Below are 23,827 nucleotides of genomic sequence, written 5' to 3'. Positions count from 1 at the left end.
GCTTGACTGCGAGGGCCCGCATAAGCATTGGATGCTATAGAAAAGCTGCCTAATATTAAAGTAAAGGCAAGCAAAAAAATCAGTAGTTTTTTGTTCATAACTTTCCCCCTCAGAACTGTCTGACAGACAATTCTTATTTTTTAATACTTTACTGGAATATTATAATTTATTTTTAAGGAATTGTAAACTAAGCCAACTAAAAAGGAGAGGACAAACATCCCCTTAATCTTTATAAATATAGCGTTCAATAGGATAATTTTCTTTATTTAAAACCGTTTCTTGCCCTAATAAATTCCTAACCAATTCACAGCCAATAAGAGGACCCGTTGTCAGACCAGAAGAACCTAAGCCAGATGCTGCCCATACATGAGCAAGTCCCGGAACCTCTCCGTAAAAAGGAGAGAAATCACTGGTGTAAGCTCGTGTTCCTACACGTTCTGAATGCGCTTTTGCTTCTTTTAATTTTGGAAAATAAGCTAGCGCTTCTGTCTCTAATCGGTTAAGAACTTCTGAATCAACCGTTAAATCATAACCCTTATCATTTTCATGGCTGGCACCTACAGAAATCTTACCACCAGCAAATGGTATCACATCTAATTCACCCTCCGGCATAAGAACAGGGTAGTCCCCAGTATTCAAGTGATTATATTCATAATCACGAAGCTGACCTTTTTGCGGACGAATATCAACCCGATAGCCTAATGGCTCAAGAATATCTGGCAACCAAGCACCGCAGGCTAAGATAAGAGCATCAAATGGCTGACCTTGAACACAGTAATTCCCATCAGCTGCAACTGTTAGCTCTGCTTTTTCTTTAAAAACTGGAAAACCCGCAGCTTCAATAAGCGTCTGAGTAAGATGGCTCCCTTCGACTCTAGCTCCTCCAGCAGCAAAAAGATAATGCTCAAAGCCAGTAAAATCAGACAAATTTACTGCAGGTTCAATACTGATTTGACCAATAATCGGCGATTCCTTTAAACGCTTGCTGGCATGATCATAAAGATCTTTCAGTTTTGTTTCATCTTTTTTCAGCAAAGCCACTCCTGACTGCTCATAAAAGTCTGTAGAAATACCTTCTGCTTTTAAATCGGCAATCAATTCTTGGTAAAAATCAGCACCTAAGCGAGCCATTTTATACCAAGCTTTGTTACGGCGCTTAGAAAACCAAGGGCTAATAATACCTGCGGCAGCCTTGGTCGCCTGACCTTTTCCCTCATCAAAAATAACAGCTGTTATACCTTCTTCTTTTGACAGATAATAGGCAGCCGCTGAACCAACAATACCTGCACCAATAATGGCTACTTTCATGACATTTATCCTTTCCAAAAAACACGGATTACCCGTGTTCTCATCTCATTATCCCAAAGCAACATCCATAATCATCATAATAACAAAACCAACCATGAGGCCTAAAGTGGCAATATCCGTATTTCCATTGGTCTGAGACTCTGGAATTAATTCTTCAGTAACCACAAAAATCATAGCACCTGCAGCAAATGAGAGTGCATAAGGAATAACAGCTAACATCCACATAACAAGAGCTGCCCCTAATACCGCGCCTATTGGCTCAACGATAGCAGACATAGAACCCATGTAAAAGGCTCTGGCACGCGAAGCACCGTCAGCACGAATGGGAATAGAAAGTGCTGCTCCTTCTGGGACATTCTGTAAACCAATACCAATTGCTAAACCAATTGCTCCCATAAGACCTGCAGTGGTCATATTACCACCTGCCAGCGCACCAAAAGTAACACCTACTGCCAAGCCTTCTGGAAAATTATGAATCGTAATAGCTAAAAATAAGAGAGCTGTCTTAGACAGTTTCTTATCAGGCTGAATGCCCTCAGCCTCGGAAACATCCTTGCCCAAATGCAAGTGAGGAACAAGTGCATCAATCAAACGAAGACTCAAGCCACCAACAAGGAAACCAACAGCTGCAGGCAGCCATGACCAAGTCCCATAATCATTATTTTGCGCATAGGAAATGGACGGCTCTAGCAAAGACCAAAAGCTGGCAGCAATCATGACGCCCGCCGCAAATCCCATCATAACATCCAGAAGCTTACGGCTGATATTTTTAAAGAAAAAGACAATGGCAGCACCTACAACCGTGCAGCCCCATGTAAATAAACCAGCCAATAAAGCCAGCAAAACAACATTTTGTGACATGAGCCACGACATAAGACAATCCCTTTCTATATTTTACATAAAAAAGTTTCACACAATAATCTTAAAACACTAAACATCAGCTGTTTTTAAAAACTCTAAGATTCTTTGATTAAAATCCTTAGCTTCCATATAAGCCGAATGTCCCAACCCTTCATAAAGATAGCTAGGACAAGATAACTGTTCTGCAATTTCTCTGGAAGCTTGACCGCTTAAAACCTTGTCCTCTTTGCCGCCAATAGCAAAAACCGAACACTGAATGCGCTTTAAATCATCGTAAACATCGAAATTCAAAATAGACTGAGCCAGAATGACAAAACGATCTAACTCCTTAGGCCGCATGAATCTAGTCATTAAATTAATCAGAAATCGATGCCTGCGAATATAGTTTTCCGAATAAACAGTTTCCATCATATTTTTGACAATAGCTGAGCCATCAGCACTTTTAGCTAATGCAATCCACTGACTGACAGTTGACTGAACTGTAGCATTGACTTTGGGCATGGTAACCCCCAGTACCAATTTATGAACGAGACTGGGATAATGAATAGCCAAATATTGAGCAATCATACCGCCTTGTGAAATTCCTACCACATCTGCTTGTGTGATTTCTAACTGCTGCAGAGCCCGAGCTAATTCATTTGCCATATCAGAAATGTGATAGCCTTCCGATACGAGATCTTTTCGGTCAAACATATAAACCTTGTAATCTTTGGCAAAAATACGATAAACAAAAGACATTTGAAAGGCTGAACCTTTGATACGCTGTAAACTCAAACCAGGAATAAGAACTAACGGCTGCTTACCTCGTCCAAAAGTAACATAATCCATCTTGATATTATCAAAGGTCAAGCTTGCATTTTTAGCATGATACATAAGTACCCCTTCTCCTAAAGATGATCAAAGGGATTGGTAGTGGCCTTACTTTCCAAAACTTCCAGCTGCCAGTTCTCTTCTTTCGCCCAAATTCTAATTTGCTCTGCTATTTTTTCAATAAATAAAACTTCAATGTGATGACCAGGATCAATAGCTAAAAGGCCATTGGTAAGCATCTCCTGCCCTGTATGGTAATAAATATCACCTGTAATGAGAACTTGCGCCCCCTTACTCAAGGCATCTTTATAAAAGGACTGACCCGAACCGCCGCAAATAGCCACTCGGCTCACCAAAGGATTATCCTTATCATAACGAACCAGACGAACAGCATCCAAAGCAAAAGCAGACTTAACTTTGAGAGCTAAATCTTCCAAGCGCTGCTTTTCTACTTGACCCACACGGCCAATCCCCTGACCATCTGCTGTCGCTGTCAAATACTCGGTATCTTTAATCTCAAGCAGCTCACAAAACCAATCATTGAGCCCCCCTTCAAGCACATCAATATTAGTGTGGCTGACATAAACGGCAATATTGTGTTTAACCAAGTCCAGCAATATATCAGTTTGCGGTGATGCCGTTAAATCTTTGAGCGGCCGAAAAATCGGTGCATGCTTGGTGATGATAAGATCCACTCCTTCTTTGATAGCTTCGGCCACCGTATTTTCTCGAACATCTAAAGTCACCATAACAGTCTCAACCTCTTGATTAGGACTGCCAATTTGCAAACCCGATATATCCCCCTCCATAGAGAGTTCTTGCGGACAAAAAGCCTCATAGCGCGCAATCAGCTCACTCGCCTTCATTATCCAGCACCTCCTTGATTCTGATAATTTTTTGGGAAATAGCAGAGCAATCTCTCTCGTTAGTTAGCGGCACCTTAGTCAGAGCAAGTTCCAACTTAGTTAGTTCTCGCTGCCATCTTAAGCTAAAAACTTCTGACTTTTCCTGACGCAGGCAGGGGCCAAAACGCAGATCTAATGAAGTTAATTCCTGCTTCCCATGCTCAGCGACAATAATTTCATAATACTTGCCATTTTCGGTCATAATAGTTTCATCAAGAATCACAAACTGATGTTGGCTAAGCCACAGGCGCAAATCATCTTCGCAATTATTTGGCTGCAAAATCAGACGACTGACTTTAGCCAATTTTTCCTGTCCTGCATCTAAAATATCAACAATTAAGCGGCCGCCCATCCCACAGATAGTGATGGCAGAAATACCATCTCTGTCATCAAAAGCAGCTAAGCCATTTGCCAAACGCACAGTAATTCTATCTGAGAAGTCAGACTGAGTGACATTCCTTAAAGCCGATTCAAACGGACCTTTGACAACCTCACCTGCAATAGCCGATTGGATTTGATTTTGTTCCAACAGATAAAGAGGCAGGTAAGCATGGTCGCTCCCCACATCTAAGAGTTTAGCACCTTTGGGGACAAATTGAGCAACATTCAAAAGACGCTGCGATAAAGGGATAGACATCTATTTTCTTAACTTTCTAAATCGTAAAATTACTTATAATATATCAAAAAAAGATAGCATTCTCAAGTAAGACAGAAATCACAGGACTTCTGTCTCTTAAGTCATTTTTTCTTTCAAGGGCTAAAATTAAGCAGCAAGTTTTTACCATAGCATGCCAGTAATAACAGCTAAAATCATTTAAAAACACAATTTTAACACATTGAAAAGAGTTGCTTCATGTGCACGCTCTTACACAAAATCACTAAAAAAGCTGAGGTTATTTTACCCCAAGCTTTAACATGAATTATTTTTCTGACCGCTGCGAGCCAGTAAAGACAAAGAATTTTGAAATGATGTAATTGAGCACAATAATCAAGACTTGCGAGAAAACGGTCTCAATAGCATTTACCATACCTGCATTATGGTTAACAAACTGACCAATAATTTCTGGGTATTGGTCTACTAAGAGACGAGCCAATAAAACATCCATAATTAAGGTCAGAAGACGAGCCCCTGTAAACTTGACAAATCGATTCATCATTCCAGCCCGTTTTTGGTTGAAAACGAAGAAATCATTAGTAAAAAAGGCAAAAATAATGGAAACAACATTAGCGATAAAAGCAGAGAAATCTCCCTGCTGGGTTATCCAGAAGAGGAAAAGCCGAGTCACGATAGAAACGATTGTTGCTAAGACGCCGAAAAATAAATATTTAAATACTTCAGTTGACACAAAAGCTTTTATTTTGTCCATAGACAGCCCCTCCCTTTAGTCCAATCCAATCTCGTCACGAACAACACGGGCAATCGTATTGACATAGTAATCTACCTCTCCATGCGTTGGTGCTTCAGCCATAACGCGTAAAAGAGGCTCTGTTCCTGAAGGACGTACTAGGATACGGCCATTGCCTGCCATCTCTGCTTCCATTTTTTCAATAACAGCAGCAATAGCTGGGACTGCCATTGCATTATCTTTCATACTATTTTCAACACGGATATTAACTAATTTTTGAGGGTAAATCGTAACTTCTGATGCTAGCTCTGACAATGTCTTACCAGTCTCCGACATAATCTTGGTTAGCTGAATAGCTGTCAGCTGACCATCTCCTGTAGTATTGTAATCCATGATAATGACATGCCCTGACTGCTCACCGCCAAGATTGTAGCCCGATTTACGCATTTCTTCAACAACATAACGGTCACCAACTGCAGTTACAGCTTTATTGATACCTTCACGATCAAGTGCCTTATGAAAACCAAGGTTGGACATGACCGTTGTTACGATGGTATTTTTAGCCAACTCCCCCTTATCAGACAAGTATTTGCCGATAATATACATAATCTTGTCACCGTCTACAATCTCGCCATTTTCATCAACAGCAATTAAACGATCGCTATCACCGTCAAAGGCAAGACCAATAGCTGAGCCTGATTCCTTAACCAGCTCTTGCAAGGCTTCTGGATGGGTTGAGCCAACACCATCATTGATATTAAGACCGTCCGGCTGATCGCCAATAACAGTGATATCAGCGCCCAAGTCTAAGAAAATGTTGCGTGCAGAAGCTTCCGCAGCACCATTAGCCAAATCGAGTGCAATCTTAAGCCCGTCCAAGTTATGACCTGTTGAAATCATAAATTTTTCGTACTTACGGACACCTTCTGGATAATCAACAAGTTTCCCTAAACCTTCAGCCGAAGGGCGCGGCAGCGTGTCTTCGGCAGCATCTAAGAGAGCCTCAATTTCTGCTTCGCGTTCATCATCTAACTTAAAACCATCTCCGCCAAAGAACTTAATTCCATTATCAAGCGCTGGGTTATGGCTAGCCGAAATCATAACACCTGCGCTGGCTTTTTCCGTACGAACCAGATAAGAGACCCCAGGAGTAGCTAGAACGCCTAGTTTATAAACTTCAATACCAACTGAAAGCAATCCTGCTACAAGGGCTGATTCAAGCATCTCACCTGAGATACGGGTGTCACGTGCCACAAATACTCTTGGATGCCCTGCTTCATACTGACTCAGAACATAACCGCCAAAACGGCCCAGTTTAAAGGCTAACTCTGGTGTTAATTCTACATTTGCTTCACCACGGACACCGTCCGTTCCAAAATATTTCCCCATAATGTCGTCTGTGCGAACGCACATCCTCCTTATTTTCTTTATTTTTTAGTTGTTTTCAAATTAACTTTCACAGTCTCTGGCTCAACACTAACGTCCTTAGCTGATAGGGTCACCGTTTTTGTTGTGTCTTTAGTAATCGCTGAAATATCTACTGTTGCCGTAACACTGCTTATAGCATCCAATTCTTCTTGAGTCCCTGAAATCGTGACTTGTGAGGTATCAATTTCATAGTTGATCTTAGATAGACTGCTGTCCATATCACCTACAAGCTCAACTTTCAAAGGTACCTTTTTGGTTAATTTCTTGACTTTAATTGCTGCAGTTGCCTTAGCTGGTGAAATTGAGCTTGCCAGTACTGTTCCTGATTCAGAAACCGCCTGCAGCGTCATCTCACCATCATAATCACCATTTAAAATTGTATTGTCTGGCAAAACAGCTTCGACATGGTCAATTTGATCAATAATATCCTCACTTGACGTTACCGTCACCTTATCTAAATTCAGTTTGGCTGAGGTGATGCTATAACCCTTCTCTAATTGATCATCTGATATTTTAGGTTCCACCGCAAAGGTCTTGCTGGCCTTTTTACCAATAGTTACTGTCATAGTAGCCGGATAAACCTGTGCTGACATCCCGGCAGGCAAATCTTTAACCTTGATGGCGACTTTGCTAGTACCTGGACCAAAATTAGTCAAATCAGCGACCAGCTTAAAGTTACGAGTATCAAGAGAAGTCTCTGTTGCAAGAGCTAGTTGAGTCGTAGCTGTCAGATAGACCTCCGCACCGTAATTATAACCACTGATAAAATAAGCATCACTATCATACTTGATGTCAATCGGAACTGACTCAAGCGTCTGTGTATAGGTTTCTGTCGAACTGGATACATTGTCACGCAAAGAATAATTGCTGGTCGCTGCCGTAATAAAAAGAATGACAGCAAAGAAGAATGACACACAAATTTGCCAGAAAGTTGGCCGTTTAAAACGTGATAAAAAGCGTTTAAGCATTTTTCCCACCCCCAATCAAACGTTTATACCAAGCAGGTTTCGCCGCCTCTTCTTGAATAAGGATGCTGCGCAGCTCTTTTTCAAAATCCTCTATAGATAAATCATGGTTAAAATCACCCTTATAAGCAATAGAAATTGCTCCCGTCTCTTCTGAAACGACAAAGGTCAGGGCATCTGTCTGCTCAGATAAACCAATAGCCGCTCTGTGTCGTGTCCCAAATTCTTTGGAAATCTTGCTGGATTCCGACAAGGGAAGATAGCTGCAGGCTGTGGCAATCTTATTGCCTTTGACAATAACAGCTCCGTCGTGCAAGGGGGTATTGGGAATAAAAATATTGATAAGAAGTTCCCCAGTTACATTTGCATCAAGCGGTATTCCCGTGGATATATATTCAACAAGCGTTTGGGTTCGTTCAATAGATACCAGGGCACCTATTTTACGAGGGCTCATGTACTTGACTGATTTGACACAGGCTTCTATGAGAGCCTCTTCACTTGAAACGGTCTTTGTCTTAAGGAAACTTCGTGGTGTTCGGCCAAATGTCTCAAGAGCAGAACGTATTTCTGGAGCAAAAATGATGACCGCCGCAATAACACCGTAGGTGATCACTTGATTCATCAAAAAAGCAATTGTTGTTAGACCGATAATATCAGCTATTATTTTGATTAAGATGAAAAATATCACCCCTTGGATCAGGGTCATGATTTTCGTTCCTTGCAAAACCTTAATCAAACGGTAAATTAAATACGTAACAATAATAATGTCCAAGGAATTAATAAAGATAGCCCAAGGCGATGAAAAGATACCTCGCCAAAACTCTAAATCAATGGACGAAAAAATTCCCATACAGTTCACACTTTCTTTCATCGTTTCCAGCAGCCATAACTGACTGCAAAAATCAACAAATAATATTATACCACGAATTACGATTATTTTGAGACTACAAGAGGTTATTTTGTGATAAAATAAAGACATGACTATAAAAACAAGCTTGGGAATCCTGGCTGGTAAAACCGCCCACTTCTTTCTCAGTAAAATGGGACGAGGATCTACCTTACCGGGAAAAATTGCCCTTAAGTTCGACAAAGATATTTTAAATGCACTCGCTAAAGATTACGAAATCGTTGTGGTTACGGGTACCAACGGTAAAACATTGACCACCGCCTTAACAGTTGGCATTCTTAAAGAAGCCTACGGTCAAGTATTGACCAATCCCAGCGGTGCCAATATGATTACCGGAATCACCTCCACTTTTCTAACGGCTAAAAAAACAAAATCAGGTAAAAAAATAGCCGTGCTGGAAATTGATGAGGCCAGTCTTCCTAAGATTACAAACTATTTAAAGCCTAATCTTTTTGTCTTCACCAATATTTTCCGTGACCAAATGGATCGTTACGGCGAGATTTACACGACCTATCAGATGATTTTGGACGGAGCAGCCAAGGCACCGGAAGCGACGATTTTAGCCAATGGTGACAGCCCTCTTTTTCATTCAGCCAATGTTATCAATCCTGTCAAATTTTACGGTTTTGATACTGAAAAGCATGAGCCGCAGCTAGCCCACTACAATACCGAAGGCATTGTCTGCCCAAAATGTGAGCACATCCTGCAATACCGCATGAACACTTATGCTAATCTGGGCGATTACATTTGCCTCAACTGCAGTTTCAAACGGCCGAACTTAGATTACAAGCTGACTGAGCTGACCAAAATTAGCAACACAAGTTCTGAATTTATCATTGACGGACAGGATTACAAAATCAATGTTGGCGGCCTTTATAATATCTACAATGCACTGGCTGCCGTATCTGTGGCTGAATTCTTTGAGGTGAATCCTGAGCAGATTAAAGCTGGTTTTGAAAAAAGCCGTGCTGTTTTTGGACGGCAGGAAACCTTCAGGATTGGAAATAAATCCTGTACGCTTGTTCTTATTAAAAACCCTGTCGGTGCCAGTCAGGCCTTAGACATGATCAGGTTAGCCCCATATCCTTTCAGCTTATCTGTCCTTCTCAATGCCAATTATGCTGACGGAATTGACACCAGCTGGATTTGGGATGCCAATTTTGAGAGCATTTTGGAAATGGACATTCCGCAAATCTTTGCAGGCGGTGTCCGCCATTCAGAAATTGCCCGTCGTCTGCGGGTTACTGGTTACGATGAAACAAAAATCCAGCAAGCCGAACAATTAGAAGACATCATGAATATGATTGAAAAGCAAGAAACAGATCACGCTTATATTTTAGCAACCTACACTGCCATGCTGGAATTTCGCGAGCTCTTAGCAAGTAAACACGCTGTTGGAAGGGAGATGAACTAATGACTTACACTTCTTTGCAATCTCCTATTAACAAAACATACCCTTACCAGCTCAATGTCGCCCACCTCTATGGCAATCTTCTCAACACTTACGGGGACAATGGAAATGTCCTTATGATGAAATATGTTGGCGAAAAATTGGGCGCCCGTATGATCTTTGATATCGTCTCAGTCGGTGATACTTTTGATGCCGATAAGTATGACCTAGTCTTCTTTGGCGGCGGTCAAGACTATGAGCAAGCTATCGTCGCTAAGGATTTGCCGCATAAACGCGCAGCTATTGACGATTTTATCCAAAAAGACAAAGTCATGTTAGCCATTTGCGGGGGCTTTCAGCTTTTGGGGCAATACTATGTTCAGGCCAATGGCGTTCGTATTGATGGTATCGGTGTTATGGGTCACTATACCCTCAATCAGGAAAATAACCGTTTCATCGGTGACATCAAAATTCACAATGATGAGTTTGACGAGACCTACTATGGCTTTGAGAACCATCAGGGAAGGACTTTCCTGTCTGATGATGAAAAACCATTAGGTCAAGTTGTCTATGGCAATGGCAATAACAGGGAAGACAGCACCGAAGGTGTGCATTATAAAAACGTCTTTGGTTCTTACTTCCATGGCCCTATTCTCTCGCGCAATGCCAATCTTGCTTATCGCCTAGTCACAACAGCCCTGTATAACAAGTATGGCAGAAACATTCAGCTGCCAAGTTATAATGATATTCTTAGCTTGGAAGTCGCTGAAGAATACGGCGACATTAAAAGTAAGGCAGAATTTGACTGAGAAGAAGCTGAGATAAAAGTAGCCAATTATTTATTTCTTGCTGTACAAGTGATAGCGGCTAACCTAACCAATTTGTGCGAAGGCGGGTTAAAAAGGTCTGAGAAATCTTTTTAATCATGAAATAAAACTTGCGAAGCAAGAGTCAAAAACAGTCTAGTGGACTGTTTCAGGTTCTAAGCTGCCGTCTGGTGAACATACCATAACGATTTCTTCAAACTACACTCTCCTAGCCAAAACTTTCTTTTTCCTAAGTATTTTGCCAACGCTGGTTTTATTAGCCTATATGGCTATTTGGAAAGCGGTCGAATACAATCCATATTTAAAAAACAACATGAAGTCTGTTTTATCAGATCACCCCAATTAATAGCCTTTTCTGGAAAATACTTATCTTTTTTTAAAATCTCATACAAAAACCAAGTTTGAAATCAAACTTGGTTTTTTTGCTGTGCTGTCTTTAGCTTTTTGCCAATATCAGCACATGGTGTACTTATTTTACTCAGCAATAGCATTGCCTGTATAAAGCTGATAATAACGACCTTTTTGAGCCAGCAATTCATCATGACTGCCGCGTTCAATGATACGTCCCTGCTCCATAACCATGATACAATCAGCATTTCGAACCGTTGAAAGACGGTGGGCAATAACAAATGTTGTACGGTTTTTCATCAGAGCATCCATTCCTTCTTGGACGTGAACCTCTGTACGTGTATCAATGGATGAAGTCGCCTCATCTAAAATCAGAGCTGGCGGATTGGCTACTGCTGCTCGTGCAATAGCCAGCAACTGACGCTGTCCTTGAGACAATGTACCGCCGTCACCAGTCAAAATAGTGTCATACCCTTCTGGCAAATGCCTGATAAAGCCATCTGCATTGGCCAATTTTGCAGCCTCAATACATTCTTCATCCGTTGCTTCCAATCGCCCATAGCGAATGTTTTCCATGACTGTTCCTGTAAAAAGATGCGTGTCCTGCAAAACAATACCTAAGCTGCGACGTAAATCGGCCTTTTTTATTTTACTGATGTTGATGCCATCATAATGAATCTTACCTTCCTGAATATCATAGAAACGATTGATCAAATTTGTAATGGTGGTCTTACCAGCACCAGTTGATCCGACAAAAGCAATTTTTTGGCCAGGTTTGGCAAAAAGATTGATCTGATGAAGAACCATCTTCTCATCGTTATAACCAAAGGTCACATCAGAGAATGTCACGCTTCCTTCTTGCTTAGTGTAAGTCACACGGCCATCTTCATGAGGATGCTTCCATGCCCAGGTTCCTGTTTGTGTATCAGTCTCAGATAAGCTGCCGTCAGCTTTTTCGACAGCATTGACTAGCTCAACATAGCCTTGATCCATTTCTGGTTTTTCATCTAGGAGTTTGAAGATACGATCAGCACCGGCCATGGCCATGATAACACTATTAATTTGCTGACTGATTTGAGTAATTGGGTTGGTAAAACCACGGTTCAGGGTCAAAAAGGATACTAATGTCCCTAACGTTAAGCCAACATAACCATTCAATGCAAGAACTGCTCCCATAATGGCACAAAGAACATAGGAGATATGTCCGATATTAGCAGAAATCGGCATCAAAATATTAGCATAGATATTGGCGTCTGTTGCACTGCTACGCAGTTCTTGATTAATCTTATTGAAATCTTTCTTAGCCTGTTCTTCATGGTTAAAGACTTTGACGACCTTTTGCCCCTCCATCATTTCCTCAATGAAACCATTAACACGTCCTAAATCATTTTGCTGAGCATGAAAGAATTTTGAAGACTGCGCAGCGATTTTCCGTGCCACAAATAAAAGAACCAGAACCATAAGAACAGATAAAACCGTCAAAGGAAGGTTTAGAATGGTCATTGTTGTCAGAGTCGTTAAAATGGTAAACAATGAATTAAGCACCTGCGGAATGCTCTGACTGATAAGCTGACGCAAGGTGTCTACATCATTGGTATAGATGGACATGATATCTCCATGGGAATGGGTATCAAAATATTTAATCGGCAAAGCTTCCATATGGGTAAAAAGGTCTGAACGAATACGCCGCATAGTTCCCTGACCCACATAGACCATGAGGCGATTGTAACCGTAGGCACTCAGCACACCAAGAAGACCTACCAAAGCTAATTTTAAAATCGCCAAATCAAGCCCTGAAAAATCATGACTATCAGAAGCCAATAGCGGAGTGATATAATCGTCAATCAGAGTCTGGATAAAAAGATTAAACTGCAGCAAACACAGTGCCGTTATTAAAATCAAAACGAAAACTAGGATAAAACGAATTTTGTAATATTTAAAAATATAGGCCAAAACACGCTTCAAAGTGTCCTGTTTGTTAACCGATTGTTTTTCATTAGCCATCCTTAGTCTGCCCCTCCTTCCTCATCAAAATCACCGCTTCCTTGCTGCTGTACTTCATAAATTTCACGGTAAATCGCATTAGTTTTTAACAAATCACTATGATTTGCAAAGCCAGAAATTTTACCATCATCAAGTACCAAAATCTTATCAGCATGTTCCACACTGGAGATACGCTGAGCAATGATAATCTTAGTTGTACCTGGAATACTTTCAGCCAGAGCACGGCGAATCTTGGCATCTGTTGCTGTATCAACAGCACTTGTTGAGTCATCTAAAATGAGAACTTTAGGCTTTTTCAAAAGTGCACGGGCAATGCAGAGCCGCTGTTTTTGACCACCTGAAACATTGCTTCCGCCTTGTTCAATCCAAGTATTGTACTTATCTGGGAAACGCTCAATAAATTCATCAGCACAGGCCTGATGGCAAGCCTCAATACATTCGTCTTCTGTTGCATTTTCATTGCCCCAACGCAGGTTGTCTAAGATTGTTCCTGAGAAGAGGACATTCTTTTGAAGAACAACCGCAACCTGATCCCGCAAAATTTCCAAATCATAATCTCTTACATCATGTCCGCCAACCAAGACACGCCCGCTATCAACATCATAAAGACGTGACATTAAATTGGCAAAGGAAGTCTTACCGCTGCCTGTTCCGCCAATAATCCCGATAATTTCCCCAGAACGAATAGTCAAATCAATATCTGTCAAAACTTCATCTGAACTGCCATGCTTATAAGCAAAACTGACGTGTTCAAAAGTAATTTCTCCATTTGGGACTTCCGTGATAGGGTTTTCAGGATTGACAATATCGGCTTTTTCCTCAAGCACTGCTGCGATACGATGCGCACTGGCAATACTCATAGAAATCATAACCATAATCATAGACAGCATCATAAGAGAAATCATCATGCCCAAAACATAAGAGAAAAGCGACGTCAATTCTCCTGTTGTTAGGCTGCCTGCAATAATAAAACGAGTTCCAAACCAAGACAACAAAATAATACAGGCACAGATAATAGCAATCATCACGGGATTATTGAAAATGATAATTTTTTCAGCCTTGACAAAAAGGTCGTAGATAACATTAACAGCCTTGTTAAATTTTTGAATTTCAAAATCCTCACGGACGAAGGCTTTGACAACACGAATCCCAGAGATATTTTCCTGTGTGCTAGCATTCAAATCATCATATTTTCGAAATCCTTTTTGAAAATTGATCATAGCCAAACGAACGATAATGAGCAAAGCTCCGCCCAAAAATAATACGGCTGCTAAAAAAATTAAGCTCAGCTGACTGTCAACAATAAAGCACATTATCATACTGACAATAATTGTCAGCGGTGCCCGCACAACAATACGGATAATCATCTGATAGGCATTTTGAACATTGGTTACATCTGTTGTCATCCGTGTAACCAAACCTGCTGTACTGAATTTATCAATATTTGAAAAGGAAAAGGTCTGAATATTGTCATACATTCCTTCACGCAAATTAGCTGCAAAACCTGCTGACGCCTGCGCTGCATATTTCCCTGCCAAATAACCGCAGGTCAAACCGCAAGCAGCTAGAAGAAGCATTAAAAATCCATATAAGATCACCTTAGTCATGTTGCCTGTTTGAATCCCTTGGTCAATTAAAAGGGAAATGACAAAGGGAACAGAAACATCAAAAAAGACCTCTAATGCAGCAAATAGGGGCGACAAAAGCGACTGCCTTCTGTACTGCTTGACTTGAGCTAATAAGGTATTAATCATCTTGTCCATCTCTTTCTACAATATTAGGAATAGGTTCTTCAATAATTGGTATATCCCAGTTGCTCACTCCTCCACCTGTTCGCTTAGCTTCTCCCACTCGTCCATCAACTCTAATTGTTCTGCCTGAACGCTGTCTAGTTCCTTTTGCAGGTCTACAAGTTGGCTGGCATCATTGGTCTCAAGCATGGCAGAGTTGATCTCAGACTCACGCGTTTCGATGGTTTCCAAGCTTTCTTCAATTTCAGCGATGCGGCGTGTGAGTTTGCGCAATTCTTTTTGATTGGCCTTTTGTGCTTGATAATTGACAGCGCCAGCTGCTGATGTCTGACTGGCAGGGGCTTTGGCTTCTTCTTTAAGACGTGTTAATTCTTCCTGCTCTGCCTTTTTTTCCAGATAATAATCGTAATCGCCCAGATAAAGAGTGGAGCCCTTCTCAGAGATTTCCAGAACCTTTGTGGCTACACGGTTGATAAAATAACGGTCGTGACTGACAAAAAGCAGAGTGCCATCAAAATCAATAAGGGCATTCTCCAACACTTCCTTGCTGTCAATGTCTAAATGGTTGGTCGGCTCATCCAAAATGAGAAAATTATTGTTCTCCATGGAAAGTTTAGCTAGGAGCAGACGAGCGCGTTCGCCGCCTGACAGCATGGCAACTGATTTTTTAACATCATCACCAGAAAAGAGAAAAGCACCCAGACGGTTGCGAATCTCCACTTCTGGTGTGGTTGAAAAGTCATTCCAAAGTTCGTCCAAAACGGTATTGCTAGGCGTCAGATTGGTCTGTGTTTGGTCGTAATAACCCACTTCCACGTTGGCGCCGTAAGTTGAACTTCCCTGAACAAATGGAATTTGGCCTAGGATAGACTTGATTAGGGTTGACTTACCGATACCATTTGGCCCCACAATGGCAATGGCATCCAGTTTTCTGACATCTAGGTCAATGGGCTGTGCTAGAACCTGACCATCATAGCCAATAGCGGCATCTGTCACTGTCAAGACAATATTACCAGATACCTTGTCCGCATGAAAAGTCATATTGGCAGACTTCTGTCCAGCCTGAGGTTTCTCCAGCCGCTCCATTTTTTCCAACTGCTTACGGCGCGCCTGAGCACGTTTCGTCGTTGAAGCTCGGACAATATTGCGCTGCACGAAATCCTCTAACTTTGCGATTTCCTTGGCTTGCTTTTCATAATTTTTTTCTTCAGCAGCCAATTTCTCCGCTTTCAAATCCATGAACTTGGAATAATTTCCTACATAACGATCAAGGCTATGCGGGGTCAAATCCAGCGTCACTGTCGCCACTTTGTCTAAAAAATAGCGGTCGTGACTGACAATAATCAGTGCTCCTTGATAATTGACCAGATAATTTTCCAGCCAAGCGATAGTCTCAATGTCCAAGTGATTGGTCGGCTCATCCAGCACCAAGAGCTCTGGTTTCTCCAGCAGCATCTTAGCCAAGGCCAAGCGCGTGTTTTGACCACCTGACAGCTCTGCGATTTTCATCTGCCACATGGACTCATCAAATTTAAAACCGTTGAGAATAGCCTTGATATCACTCTCATAAGTGAAACCGCCCTGCTGTCTGAAATCCTCTGATAAACGATCGTAGTCAGCCATGAGCTTGTCAAACTCCGCTCCTGTCAGCTCTGCCATTTGCCCTTCCATCACACGCAGTCGCTTTTCAGTAGCATGCAAATCATCAAAAACGTGCAGCATTTCATCATAAATGCTATTTTCAGACTCAAAACGGCTGTCCTGAGCCAGATAAGACAGTGTGACATCACGCTTGACATTAATGTCACCTGATGTCGGCGCTTCTTCACCCACGAGAATTTTTAAGAGTGTCGATTTACCCGCACCATTGCGGCCAACCAAAGCGATACGGTCGCGTTCATCTACCTGAATGTTAATATTATCAAAGAGCACATCACCAGAAAATGAGCGCTCTAATTTATTTCCTTGTAAAATAATCATAACTCTATTATAGCAAAAAAGTTGAGCTCAAGACCCAACTTTTGCCACTATTCTCCAAGAATACTGGCAACCTTTGTATTGATAAGATCAATAGCCACCGTATTTGAAACACCTTCTGGAATGACAATATCAGCATAACGTTTACTAGGCTCAATGAATTGATGATACATAGGTTTAACAACGCTGGTATACTGTTCAATAATACTGTCCAAACTTCTGCCGCGTTCTTCCATATCTCTTTTAATCCGACGAATAATACGAATATCATCATCCGTGTCAACAAAAAGTTTAATATCCATCAAATCACGCAGGCGCTGGTCTTCTAAAACTAAAATCCCTTCAACAATGAAAACTTCCTGAGGTTCCTGACGGTAAGTTTTATCGCTGCGCGTATGCTGTGTGTAATCATAAATAGGGATATCCACTGGACGTCCAGCAATCAGTTCATTGAGATGTTCAATAAAAAGATCTGTCTCAAAGGCTAAAGGGTGGTCATAGTTAGTCATTACACGCTCTTCAAAAGTCAGATGAGACTGATCCTTATAATAAGAATCATGCTCAATCATAGCAATCTTAGCATCAGGAAAATTAGCCAAAATAGCACGCGACACACTGGTCTTGCCTCCTCCAGAACCACCTGTCACGCCAATAATAATCGGTTTCTTACGCATCTTAACTTCCCATCTAAAATAGTCTTCTCCTATTTTACACCAAATCATGCTATAATAAAAGAAAATCAAATAGAAATTGAGACCTTTATGTTTACTACTTTTCCAGAAGCATGGCAGAGCCTACTCAGTCAAAAAGATATAAGAGAGGCTGCCCCTATTCAGAAATCCTTATTTCAGCCCATATCTGACGGGAAAAATGTTCTGGGCATCAGCCCGACAGGAACAGGCAAAACACTAGCTTATCTTTTTCCGCTTTTACTGTCACTAACACCTCGGAAAGCTCAGCAGCTGCTCATTTTAGCTCCTAACACCGAACTGGCCGGGCAACTCTTTGAGGTTGTCAAAGAATGGGCAGAACCCTTGAATTTGAAAGCACAGCTCTTTCTATCTGGTTCTAGTCAAAAACGGCAGATTGAGCGCTTGAAAAAAGGCCCTGAGATTCTTATCGGAACGCCAGGTCGCGTTTTTGAACTGATTAAGCTGAAAAAAATCAAGATGATGTCTGTCAACACCATTGTCCTAGACGAATTTGATGAATTGCTCAGTGACAGCCAATACCAATTTGTTTCAAAAATAACACACTATGTGCCGCGCAAACATCAGATGATTTACCTATCTGCAACTCAGAAAATTCCTATTTCTGATTTAGCTGAAGAAACGAAGGTTATTGATTTATCCCAACAAAGCTTAGACAGTATTCATCACTATTATTTATTGGTAGATAAACGAGATCGCCTAGAATTATTACGTAAATTCTCCAATATTCCAGATTTTCGGGGGTTGGTTTTCTTTAACAGTCTATCTGATTTAGGCGCTGCCGAAGAGCGTCTGCAATATAAAGACTGCTCTGCGGTGTCATTAGCTTCTGATGTTAATGTCAAATTTCGTAAACTTATTCTTGAAAAATTTAAAAATTACGAGCTCACTCTGCTATTAGCCACAGATATTGTCGCTCGTGGGATTGATATTGACAGCCTTGAAACAGTCATTAATTATGATATTCCTCGCAATGCCGATGACTATACCCATCGTGCTGGACGAACTGGCCGTATGGGCAAAAAGGGAACCGTTATTAGTTTCGTCAGTCATCCAGAAGATTTGAAAAAACTTAAAAAGTTTGCTAAAGTCAGCGAACTTACCTTCAAAAATCAGAAATTCTATGAAAAATAAATCGTTCGAGATTATCCGAATATTTAGAACCAAAAGGAACTAGGACTTATGACCTAGTTCCTTTTTACTCATTCTAATTCACTGATAATACCTTCTAAGCGAGAAATTGCCTGAACTGGCAAAGCTGTCTTAGGATTTTCCTGGTTGAAATGGAGTAGGAAATTTAAACGTATTTGCATTCTTTCACGAAGCAATTGTTTATAATCATCATCAAAATCAGGAAGAGGATAGTTCTCTAATTCTAGATAATCTACACCATCTAAGGTTCCAAAATGTTTAAAACTAGCATCGCCATCAACAAGCTTTTCAATAATTTCTAAACTAACTTCCTTCGGTATGCTTTTATTCATATAAAATCCAGTATTAATGATATAACAATCCACGCCCGAAACAAAGAGATAATGGAATTTCCGATAATCTTGAACCAGCGGATAGACTCGAAAAGGATTAGCGTAAGGTTCAATAACTAAACTTTTTAAATCTCCTTTAACATTTTCAGCACTAGATCGCTTTGTCATCAGGGTACAGCCCATGGCTGCTGCCAGCGCTGGATCTTTGATTCTAATCAAAGGCGGTAGAGAATCATCCTTCATAATCCAAAAAATAGCGTTTATAGGTTCATCAATACGATCAACACGATTAGGAGTAGAAAAGCGTGACTTGACTGTTCTGCCGTTACCATTACGAATATCTTCTGTCACCAATTTTTTACGGCCATTATCATCAAGCGTAACCCCGCAATTTTGAACAGTAACAAAGAAATCCTGTTCCCGATGCCCTGTCGGGTAGTCATTTGTCTTATCAAAATAGGAAGGTTCTAAAGCGATGGATGATCCATCCTTTTCGGATATGATAAAAGCGTCATCATGCAGCACTTTAATATCATATTTATCCTTATGTTTAGCATGTGTTAACGTTGATTTTCCCGATCCAGATAATCCAAAGAAAGAGGCAACATAATCATCTTTTCCTTCATTCGTTTTGAAAATTTTTAGACCGCCATGACAGGCAACATAACCATTTCGAGCTGCAGTCGCCCAAGCCAAGGTTAAAGTTGATTTCTTTAACTCTCCAAAGTAATTTAATCCCAAAATAGCTACACAATTATGTTTGGTATCAAAATAAGCCAAACCATCCGGATAATCAGGATGTGACCATTTAGGATCAAAAAAGACAAAAATATCATCTTCATCATAGACTTTAGAAACCTTCAAACGGTTTTTAAATTCTTCGTCCAAAATTTGAAAGTTAAGCAGCCACGAATAGATATTATTAACTTCTTCTTCGGGTACCATCAAATGAGCCCGTACCATAAAATTCTCATCTAAGCCGACAATAGCATCTGCTTTATAAAAGCTGCGGCGATGCGATTGATAGATAGCACTGCGAACAATAGATAACAAGCGCTCATCTTCATCAGCATTAACACCATAAATGCGACGAGCTTTGGCTGTCCTTCCGACTATAGCACCGGAGTTTGTCAATAAAACACGGGCATAGGAAGGCAGGCCTAGTTCTTTAGTATGGATGACAGGCATATCTAAGACAACTGTTCCTGCCGCTACTGAAGCTAATTGATAGGCTTCTTCCAAAGTTTTAATAGAATGAACTTGATTTTCATAAAAAGCTGTTTCAACGATTGTTTTCAAAGGAGAGAAATAGGAACTGTTTTTTCCCATTTCATTTTCTGAAAATTGATGACGTGTAACCATATTTACCCCTTACTATTTTACATCAGATAAGATTTTCTAATTCCAACATTTAGAAAACCTTTAAGAAATTGCTGTCTTTCAGATTTACAGAAACAGCAAAAGGACTAGCACAGCTAATCCTTTAAACTATTATTTAGCAATATCAAATACTGTAGATTTAACAGTTGTCATTGCTTCGATAGAGTATTTCACACCTTGAATTCCGGCACCAGATTTCTTAGCACCCAAGAATGGGAAATTATCTGTACCGCGTTGTGTTTTGTTGTTGATATGCACAGTACCCACTTCAAGCTGTTCAGCAATCTTGAAGGCCAATGGGAAATTGTTGGTAAATACTGAAGCTTGAAGGCCGTATTCAGATTTATTAGAAATCTCAATAGCCTCATCAACAGATTTCACGCGGATAATTGGCAATACTGGACCAAAAGGTTCTTCCCAAGCCAAACGCATATCTGTTGTTACCTTGTCAAAGAGAATTGGACAGATAAGGTTACCTTCGCGCTTGATCTCAGTGCGGGCGTCTGCACCTTTTTCACTGGCATCATTGATCAGACCTTCAACATAGTCAGCTGCTTTGGTATCAATCAATGGTGTGATATCAGCATCATCTTCTGGCATACCAATAGTCAAATCAAGGACTTTTTGACGAATGAGTTCAACCAACTCATCAGCCACTTCTTCTTGAACAAGCACACGTTTCACTGCTGTACAGCGTTGACCTGAATAACCAAAAGCACCAGCAATGATATTTTTAGCTGTCAATTCAAGATCAGCATCTTTGAGGACAATAGCTGAGTCCTTACCGCCAAGTTCAAGCATAATTGGGCGCATACCAGCCAATTTGCCAATACGTTCACCGATTGGTGTAGAACCTGTAAAGTTGATATAATTAACCGCTTCATGCTCAACAATATAATCACCAATAACAGAACCACGTCCAGTGATGGTATTAAAGACTCCTGCAGGAAGTCCTGCTTCAGCAAAAGCTTCCGCCAAAAGAAGACCTGAAATAGAACCTTGTGTTGGTGGTTTAAGGGCAACAACATTTCCTGAAATAAGTGCTGGTGCAATCTTAGAACCCGCAAGGTTAATTGGGTAGTTAAATGGTGAGATAGCAAGAACAAGTCCTACTGGTTCACGACGAACAATCGCAATTTTTTTCTTGCTAGCCGCTTCAAAACTTCCACCTTCTAAAACTTCACCTTCCATGCGAAGACCTTCTTCAGCTGCATAATTAATAATTTCAGCAGTACGGATAACTTCGCTAACAGCTGATTTATAACCTTTTGCAATTTCTTTTGAAAGAACGGCACCGATTTTTTCAGCATCACGTTCCAAAATATCTGCAACTTTATGAAGGTAAGCTGCACGTTCTATATAAGAAAGGGCACGCCATTCTTTTTGTGCAGCCTTAGCAGAAGCATAGACATAATCTACCTCTTCTTGACTCATAGCTGGAACAGAACCTAGTTCCTCACCAGTAGCTGGTGCATAGATCTTAATTTCATCATCTGATGATTTCCATTCACCATTGATATAATTTTTATATTGTTTTGCCAATATATTTCTCCTTTTTAATTAGTATAAGTCTATTCTAGCATTTTCTTGGTAATTTTCCAATATTTACTATGTAAATAATCTGAAAATTTCGAAATGATCATACACAAAAATAGAAGTAAGTTTCCTCACTCCTACTTTTGGATAGGAACTAGTCAAAATCAACATATTCCTTTTGAAGTTCAAGAACCTCTTCGGCAGTACCACATTCAGTAATTGCACGGTTAGCATATTCTTGCATTTTAGCTGTATCAAGTTTTTTCATGAGGCTGCGTGTGCGAAGAACTGATGTTGCTGACATTGAAAACTCATCCAAACCAAGTCCCATAAGAAGCGGAACAGCTTTTTGGTCACCGGCCATTTCACCACACATACCAGCCCATTTACCTTCTGCATGAGCAGCCTTGATAACATTGTTAATCAGGCGCAAGATTGATGGGTTATATGGTTGGTAGAGGTATGATACTTGCTCATTCATACGGTCAGCAGCCATAGTGTATTGGATAAGATCATTTGTACCAATTGAGAAGAAATCAACTTCCTTAGCAAATTGGTCAGCAAGCATTGCAGCTGCAGGAATTTCAATCATGATACCAACTTGAATATCGTCAGAAACAGCAACACCTTCTGCTTTAAGGTTAGCTTTTTCTTCGTCAAATACCTTCTTAGCTGCACGGAATTCTTTAAGAAGGGCAACCATTGGGAACATGATACGCAACTGACCATGAACTGAAGCACGAAGCAGGGCACGAATTTGTGTGCGGAACATAGCATCGCCAGTTTCAGAAATTGAGATACGCAAAGCACGGAAACCAAGGAATGGGTTCATTTCTTTTGGAAGATCGAAATAAGGAAGTTCCTTATCTCCACCGATATCCATTGTACGAACCACCACTGGTTTACCGTTCATACCTTCAAGTACAGCTTTGTACGCTTCGTATTGTTCGTCTTCAGTTGGGAAATCTTGTGAATCCATATACAGGAATTCTGTACGATAGAGACCAACTGCTTCAGCACCATTATCGTTTACACCTTCAACGTCTTTAGGGGTACCAATATTTGCTGCCAATTCAAAGTGCTTGCCATCAGCCGTAACTGTTTTAGCATCTTTAAGCAGAGCCCATTCAGCTTTTTGCTTAGCGTAAGCTTCACCAGCTGCTTTGAATTCTGCCACTTGTTCATCAGTAGGGTTAATGATAACTTCACCAGTGATACCATTGACCGCCACAACATCACCATCTTTAACACGACTAGTGATGTCATTTGTCCCAAGAACAGCAGCAATTTCAAGAGTACGAGCCATGATAGCCGAGTGACTTGTGCGGCCTCCGATGTTTGTCACGAAAGCTTTTACAAATTGCTTATTCAATTGCGCAGTATCTGAAGGAGTCAAATCATGTGCGATAACGATTGACTCTTCGTCAATAGCAGCAGGGTTAGGCAGTTTAACACCAATCAGGTGAGCCAAAACACGTTTTGCAACATCACGGATATCTGCAGCACGTTCTTGCATGTATGGATTATCTTCCATACCTTCAAAAATCGTGATAAACATATCTGTCACTTCTGTTAAAGCCGATTCAGCATTAACCTGCTTAGCACGAATCGTTTCTTTAATTTGGCCAACCATTTCTGGGTCAGCAAGAACCATCAAATGAGCATCAAATACAGCTGCGGCCTCTTCACCAAGGCTTTCTACTGCTTTTTCACGGATAAGAGAAAGCTCGTCTTGTGACGCCGCTAGAGCAGCATCTAGACGAGCCTCTTCTGCACTTGTATCTTTAACTGTAACAGTTTCAAACGACAAGTCCGGTTGAACAAGCAGATACGCCTTAGCAACAGCAACACCATCAGATGCTGCAATTCCTTTAAGCATTTCTGTCATAA

At 40.8% G+C, this 23,827-nt stretch carries 19 protein-coding genes; 3 read left to right on the top strand and 16 right to left on the bottom strand.

Going from position 1 to position 23,827, the window contains the following annotated elements; all coding sequences use genetic code 11:
- Positions 1-222: 222 nt before the first annotated feature.
- From ACVRZ8_RS04830 to cdaA, 9 genes are all read right to left on the bottom strand, one after another.
- Positions 223-1,308: an NAD(P)/FAD-dependent oxidoreductase gene (locus ACVRZ8_RS04830; RefSeq protein ID WP_447448183.1), complete on the bottom strand. Its 1,086-nt coding sequence runs from the start codon at positions 1,306-1,308 to the stop codon at positions 223-225.
- Positions 1,309-1,356: 48 nt separating this feature from the next.
- The gene (locus ACVRZ8_RS04825; protein ID WP_447448182.1) at positions 1,357-2,181 is read right to left on the bottom strand and encodes a ZIP family metal transporter; all 825 of its coding nucleotides are present in this window, start codon (positions 2,179-2,181) and stop codon (positions 1,357-1,359) included.
- Between the two features lie 57 nt (positions 2,182-2,238).
- Positions 2,239-3,042, bottom strand: coding sequence for an alpha/beta fold hydrolase (locus tag ACVRZ8_RS04820; RefSeq protein WP_447448181.1), 804 nt, complete (start codon positions 3,040-3,042; stop codon positions 2,239-2,241).
- A 14-nt stretch (positions 3,043-3,056) separates the two neighbouring features.
- A complete protein-coding gene (locus ACVRZ8_RS04815; RefSeq protein ID WP_447448180.1) occupies positions 3,057-3,845 on the bottom strand; it encodes a Nif3-like dinuclear metal center hexameric protein in 789 nt (262 codons plus the stop codon).
- The gene (locus ACVRZ8_RS04810) at positions 3,832-4,521 is read right to left on the bottom strand and encodes a tRNA (adenine(22)-N(1))-methyltransferase (protein WP_447448179.1); all 690 of its coding nucleotides are present in this window, start codon (positions 4,519-4,521) and stop codon (positions 3,832-3,834) included. The genes ACVRZ8_RS04815 and ACVRZ8_RS04810 overlap by 14 nt, the downstream gene beginning before the upstream one ends.
- Positions 4,522-4,804: 283 nt before the next feature.
- Entirely contained in the window at positions 4,805-5,251 is a 447-nt protein-coding gene (locus ACVRZ8_RS04805; protein WP_447448178.1) for a GtrA family protein, read from the bottom strand.
- Positions 5,252-5,266: 15 nt separating this feature from the next.
- Positions 5,267-6,619 (bottom strand): phosphoglucosamine mutase, encoded by a 1,353-nt coding sequence (glmM, locus tag ACVRZ8_RS04800; RefSeq protein ID WP_447448177.1) that lies wholly within the window; start codon positions 6,617-6,619, stop codon positions 5,267-5,269.
- Between the two features lie 38 nt (positions 6,620-6,657).
- Positions 6,658-7,626: a CdaR family protein gene (locus ACVRZ8_RS04795; protein WP_447448176.1), complete on the bottom strand. Its 969-nt coding sequence runs from the start codon at positions 7,624-7,626 to the stop codon at positions 6,658-6,660.
- Positions 7,619-8,473, bottom strand: coding sequence for a diadenylate cyclase CdaA (cdaA, locus tag ACVRZ8_RS04790; protein WP_447448229.1), 855 nt, complete (start codon positions 8,471-8,473; stop codon positions 7,619-7,621). Before cdaA ends, ACVRZ8_RS04795 begins: the two co-directional genes overlap by 8 nt.
- Before the next feature lie 127 nt (positions 8,474-8,600).
- On the opposite strand from cdaA, the gene murT reads away from it, so the two are divergent.
- Complete coding sequence (murT, locus tag ACVRZ8_RS04785; RefSeq protein ID WP_447448175.1) at positions 8,601-9,944, top strand: lipid II isoglutaminyl synthase subunit MurT; 1,344 nt, start codon at positions 8,601-8,603, stop codon at positions 9,942-9,944.
- On the top strand, positions 9,944-10,729 hold the full coding sequence (gatD, locus tag ACVRZ8_RS04780) for a lipid II isoglutaminyl synthase subunit GatD (RefSeq protein WP_447448174.1): 786 nt from the start codon (positions 9,944-9,946) through the stop codon (positions 10,727-10,729). The genes murT and gatD overlap by 1 nt, the downstream gene beginning before the upstream one ends.
- Before the next feature lie 492 nt (positions 10,730-11,221).
- On the opposite strand, the gene ACVRZ8_RS04775 is transcribed toward gatD, so the two are convergent.
- The 4 genes from ACVRZ8_RS04775 to udk form a co-directional block, all read right to left on the bottom strand.
- The gene (locus ACVRZ8_RS04775; protein WP_447448172.1) at positions 11,222-13,099 is read right to left on the bottom strand and encodes an ABC transporter ATP-binding protein; all 1,878 of its coding nucleotides are present in this window, start codon (positions 13,097-13,099) and stop codon (positions 11,222-11,224) included.
- Positions 13,100-13,101: 2 nt separating this feature from the next.
- On the bottom strand, positions 13,102-14,853 hold the full coding sequence (locus tag ACVRZ8_RS04770) for an ABC transporter ATP-binding protein (protein ID WP_447448228.1): 1,752 nt from the start codon (positions 14,851-14,853) through the stop codon (positions 13,102-13,104).
- A 63-nt stretch (positions 14,854-14,916) separates the two neighbouring features.
- Positions 14,917-16,830 carry an ABC-F family ATP-binding cassette domain-containing protein gene (locus tag ACVRZ8_RS04765; RefSeq protein ID WP_447448171.1) on the bottom strand — a complete coding sequence of 638 codons (1,914 nt, stop codon included), beginning with the start codon at positions 16,828-16,830 and terminating at the stop codon, positions 14,917-14,919.
- Between the two features lie 47 nt (positions 16,831-16,877).
- Complete coding sequence (gene udk / locus ACVRZ8_RS04760) at positions 16,878-17,501, bottom strand: uridine kinase (protein WP_447448170.1); 624 nt, start codon at positions 17,499-17,501, stop codon at positions 16,878-16,880.
- Positions 17,502-17,588: 87 nt separating this feature from the next.
- Between udk and ACVRZ8_RS04755 the strand changes: the two genes are divergently transcribed.
- Positions 17,589-18,671, top strand: a complete 1,083-nt coding sequence (locus ACVRZ8_RS04755) for a DEAD/DEAH box helicase (protein WP_447448169.1) — start codon at positions 17,589-17,591, stop codon at positions 18,669-18,671.
- A gap of 68 nt (positions 18,672-18,739) precedes the next feature.
- Here ACVRZ8_RS04755 and ACVRZ8_RS04750 read toward each other — a convergent pair whose 3' ends face one another.
- The 3 genes from ACVRZ8_RS04750 to ptsP form a co-directional block, all read right to left on the bottom strand.
- The gene (locus ACVRZ8_RS04750; protein ID WP_447448168.1) at positions 18,740-20,383 is read right to left on the bottom strand and encodes a phosphoenolpyruvate carboxykinase (ATP); all 1,644 of its coding nucleotides are present in this window, start codon (positions 20,381-20,383) and stop codon (positions 18,740-18,742) included.
- 129 nt (positions 20,384-20,512) lie between these two features.
- On the bottom strand, positions 20,513-21,943 hold the full coding sequence (locus ACVRZ8_RS04745; RefSeq protein WP_447448167.1) for an NADP-dependent glyceraldehyde-3-phosphate dehydrogenase: 1,431 nt from the start codon (positions 21,941-21,943) through the stop codon (positions 20,513-20,515).
- A 148-nt stretch (positions 21,944-22,091) separates the two neighbouring features.
- Entirely contained in the window at positions 22,092-23,825 is a 1,734-nt protein-coding gene (ptsP, locus tag ACVRZ8_RS04740; RefSeq protein WP_447448166.1) for a phosphoenolpyruvate--protein phosphotransferase, read from the bottom strand.
- Between the last annotated feature and the right edge of the window lie 2 nt (positions 23,826-23,827).

The organism is Streptococcus dentiloxodontae (assembly GCF_053206925.1).
Note: the sequence above shows the minus strand (reverse complement) of the source record. Positions and strands in the feature narration are given on the sequence as shown.

What these genes read in the sequence shown, in the direction of transcription:
- ACVRZ8_RS04750 (WP_447448168.1), bottom strand. Translation starts at nt 20,383, where the DNA reads ATGGTTACACGTCATCAATTTTCAGAAAATGAAATGGGAAAAAACAGT.
- murT (WP_447448175.1), top strand. Translation starts at nt 8,601, where the DNA reads ATGACTATAAAAACAAGCTTGGGAATCCTGGCTGGTAAAACCGCCCAC.
- ACVRZ8_RS04820 (WP_447448181.1), bottom strand. Translation starts at nt 3,042, where the DNA reads ATGTATCATGCTAAAAATGCAAGCTTGACCTTTGATAATATCAAGATG.
- ACVRZ8_RS04775 (WP_447448172.1), bottom strand. Translation starts at nt 13,099, where the DNA reads ATGGCTAATGAAAAACAATCGGTTAACAAACAGGACACTTTGAAGCGT.
- ACVRZ8_RS04825 (WP_447448182.1), bottom strand. Translation starts at nt 2,181, where the DNA reads ATGTCGTGGCTCATGTCACAAAATGTTGTTTTGCTGGCTTTATTGGCT.
- ACVRZ8_RS04755 (WP_447448169.1), top strand. Translation starts at nt 17,589, where the DNA reads ATGTTTACTACTTTTCCAGAAGCATGGCAGAGCCTACTCAGTCAAAAA.
- ACVRZ8_RS04770 (WP_447448228.1), bottom strand. Translation starts at nt 14,853, where the DNA reads ATGATTAATACCTTATTAGCTCAAGTCAAGCAGTACAGAAGGCAGTCG.
- ACVRZ8_RS04810 (WP_447448179.1), bottom strand. Translation starts at nt 4,521, where the DNA reads ATGTCTATCCCTTTATCGCAGCGTCTTTTGAATGTTGCTCAATTTGTC.
- cdaA (WP_447448229.1), bottom strand. Translation starts at nt 8,473, where the DNA reads ATGGGAATTTTTTCGTCCATTGATTTAGAGTTTTGGCGAGGTATCTTT.
- ACVRZ8_RS04830 (WP_447448183.1), bottom strand. Translation starts at nt 1,308, where the DNA reads ATGAAAGTAGCCATTATTGGTGCAGGTATTGTTGGTTCAGCGGCTGCC.
- glmM (WP_447448177.1), bottom strand. Translation starts at nt 6,619, where the DNA reads ATGGGGAAATATTTTGGAACGGACGGTGTCCGTGGTGAAGCAAATGTA.
- gatD (WP_447448174.1), top strand. Translation starts at nt 9,944, where the DNA reads ATGACTTACACTTCTTTGCAATCTCCTATTAACAAAACATACCCTTAC.
- udk (WP_447448170.1), bottom strand. Translation starts at nt 17,501, where the DNA reads ATGCGTAAGAAACCGATTATTATTGGCGTGACAGGTGGTTCTGGAGGA.
- ACVRZ8_RS04815 (WP_447448180.1), bottom strand. Translation starts at nt 3,845, where the DNA reads ATGAAGGCGAGTGAGCTGATTGCGCGCTATGAGGCTTTTTGTCCGCAA.
- ptsP (WP_447448166.1), bottom strand. Translation starts at nt 23,825, where the DNA reads ATGACAGAAATGCTTAAAGGAATTGCAGCATCTGATGGTGTTGCTGTT.
- ACVRZ8_RS04765 (WP_447448171.1), bottom strand. Translation starts at nt 16,830, where the DNA reads ATGATTATTTTACAAGGAAATAAATTAGAGCGCTCATTTTCTGGTGAT.
- ACVRZ8_RS04795 (WP_447448176.1), bottom strand. Translation starts at nt 7,626, where the DNA reads ATGCTTAAACGCTTTTTATCACGTTTTAAACGGCCAACTTTCTGGCAA.
- ACVRZ8_RS04805 (WP_447448178.1), bottom strand. Translation starts at nt 5,251, where the DNA reads ATGGACAAAATAAAAGCTTTTGTGTCAACTGAAGTATTTAAATATTTA.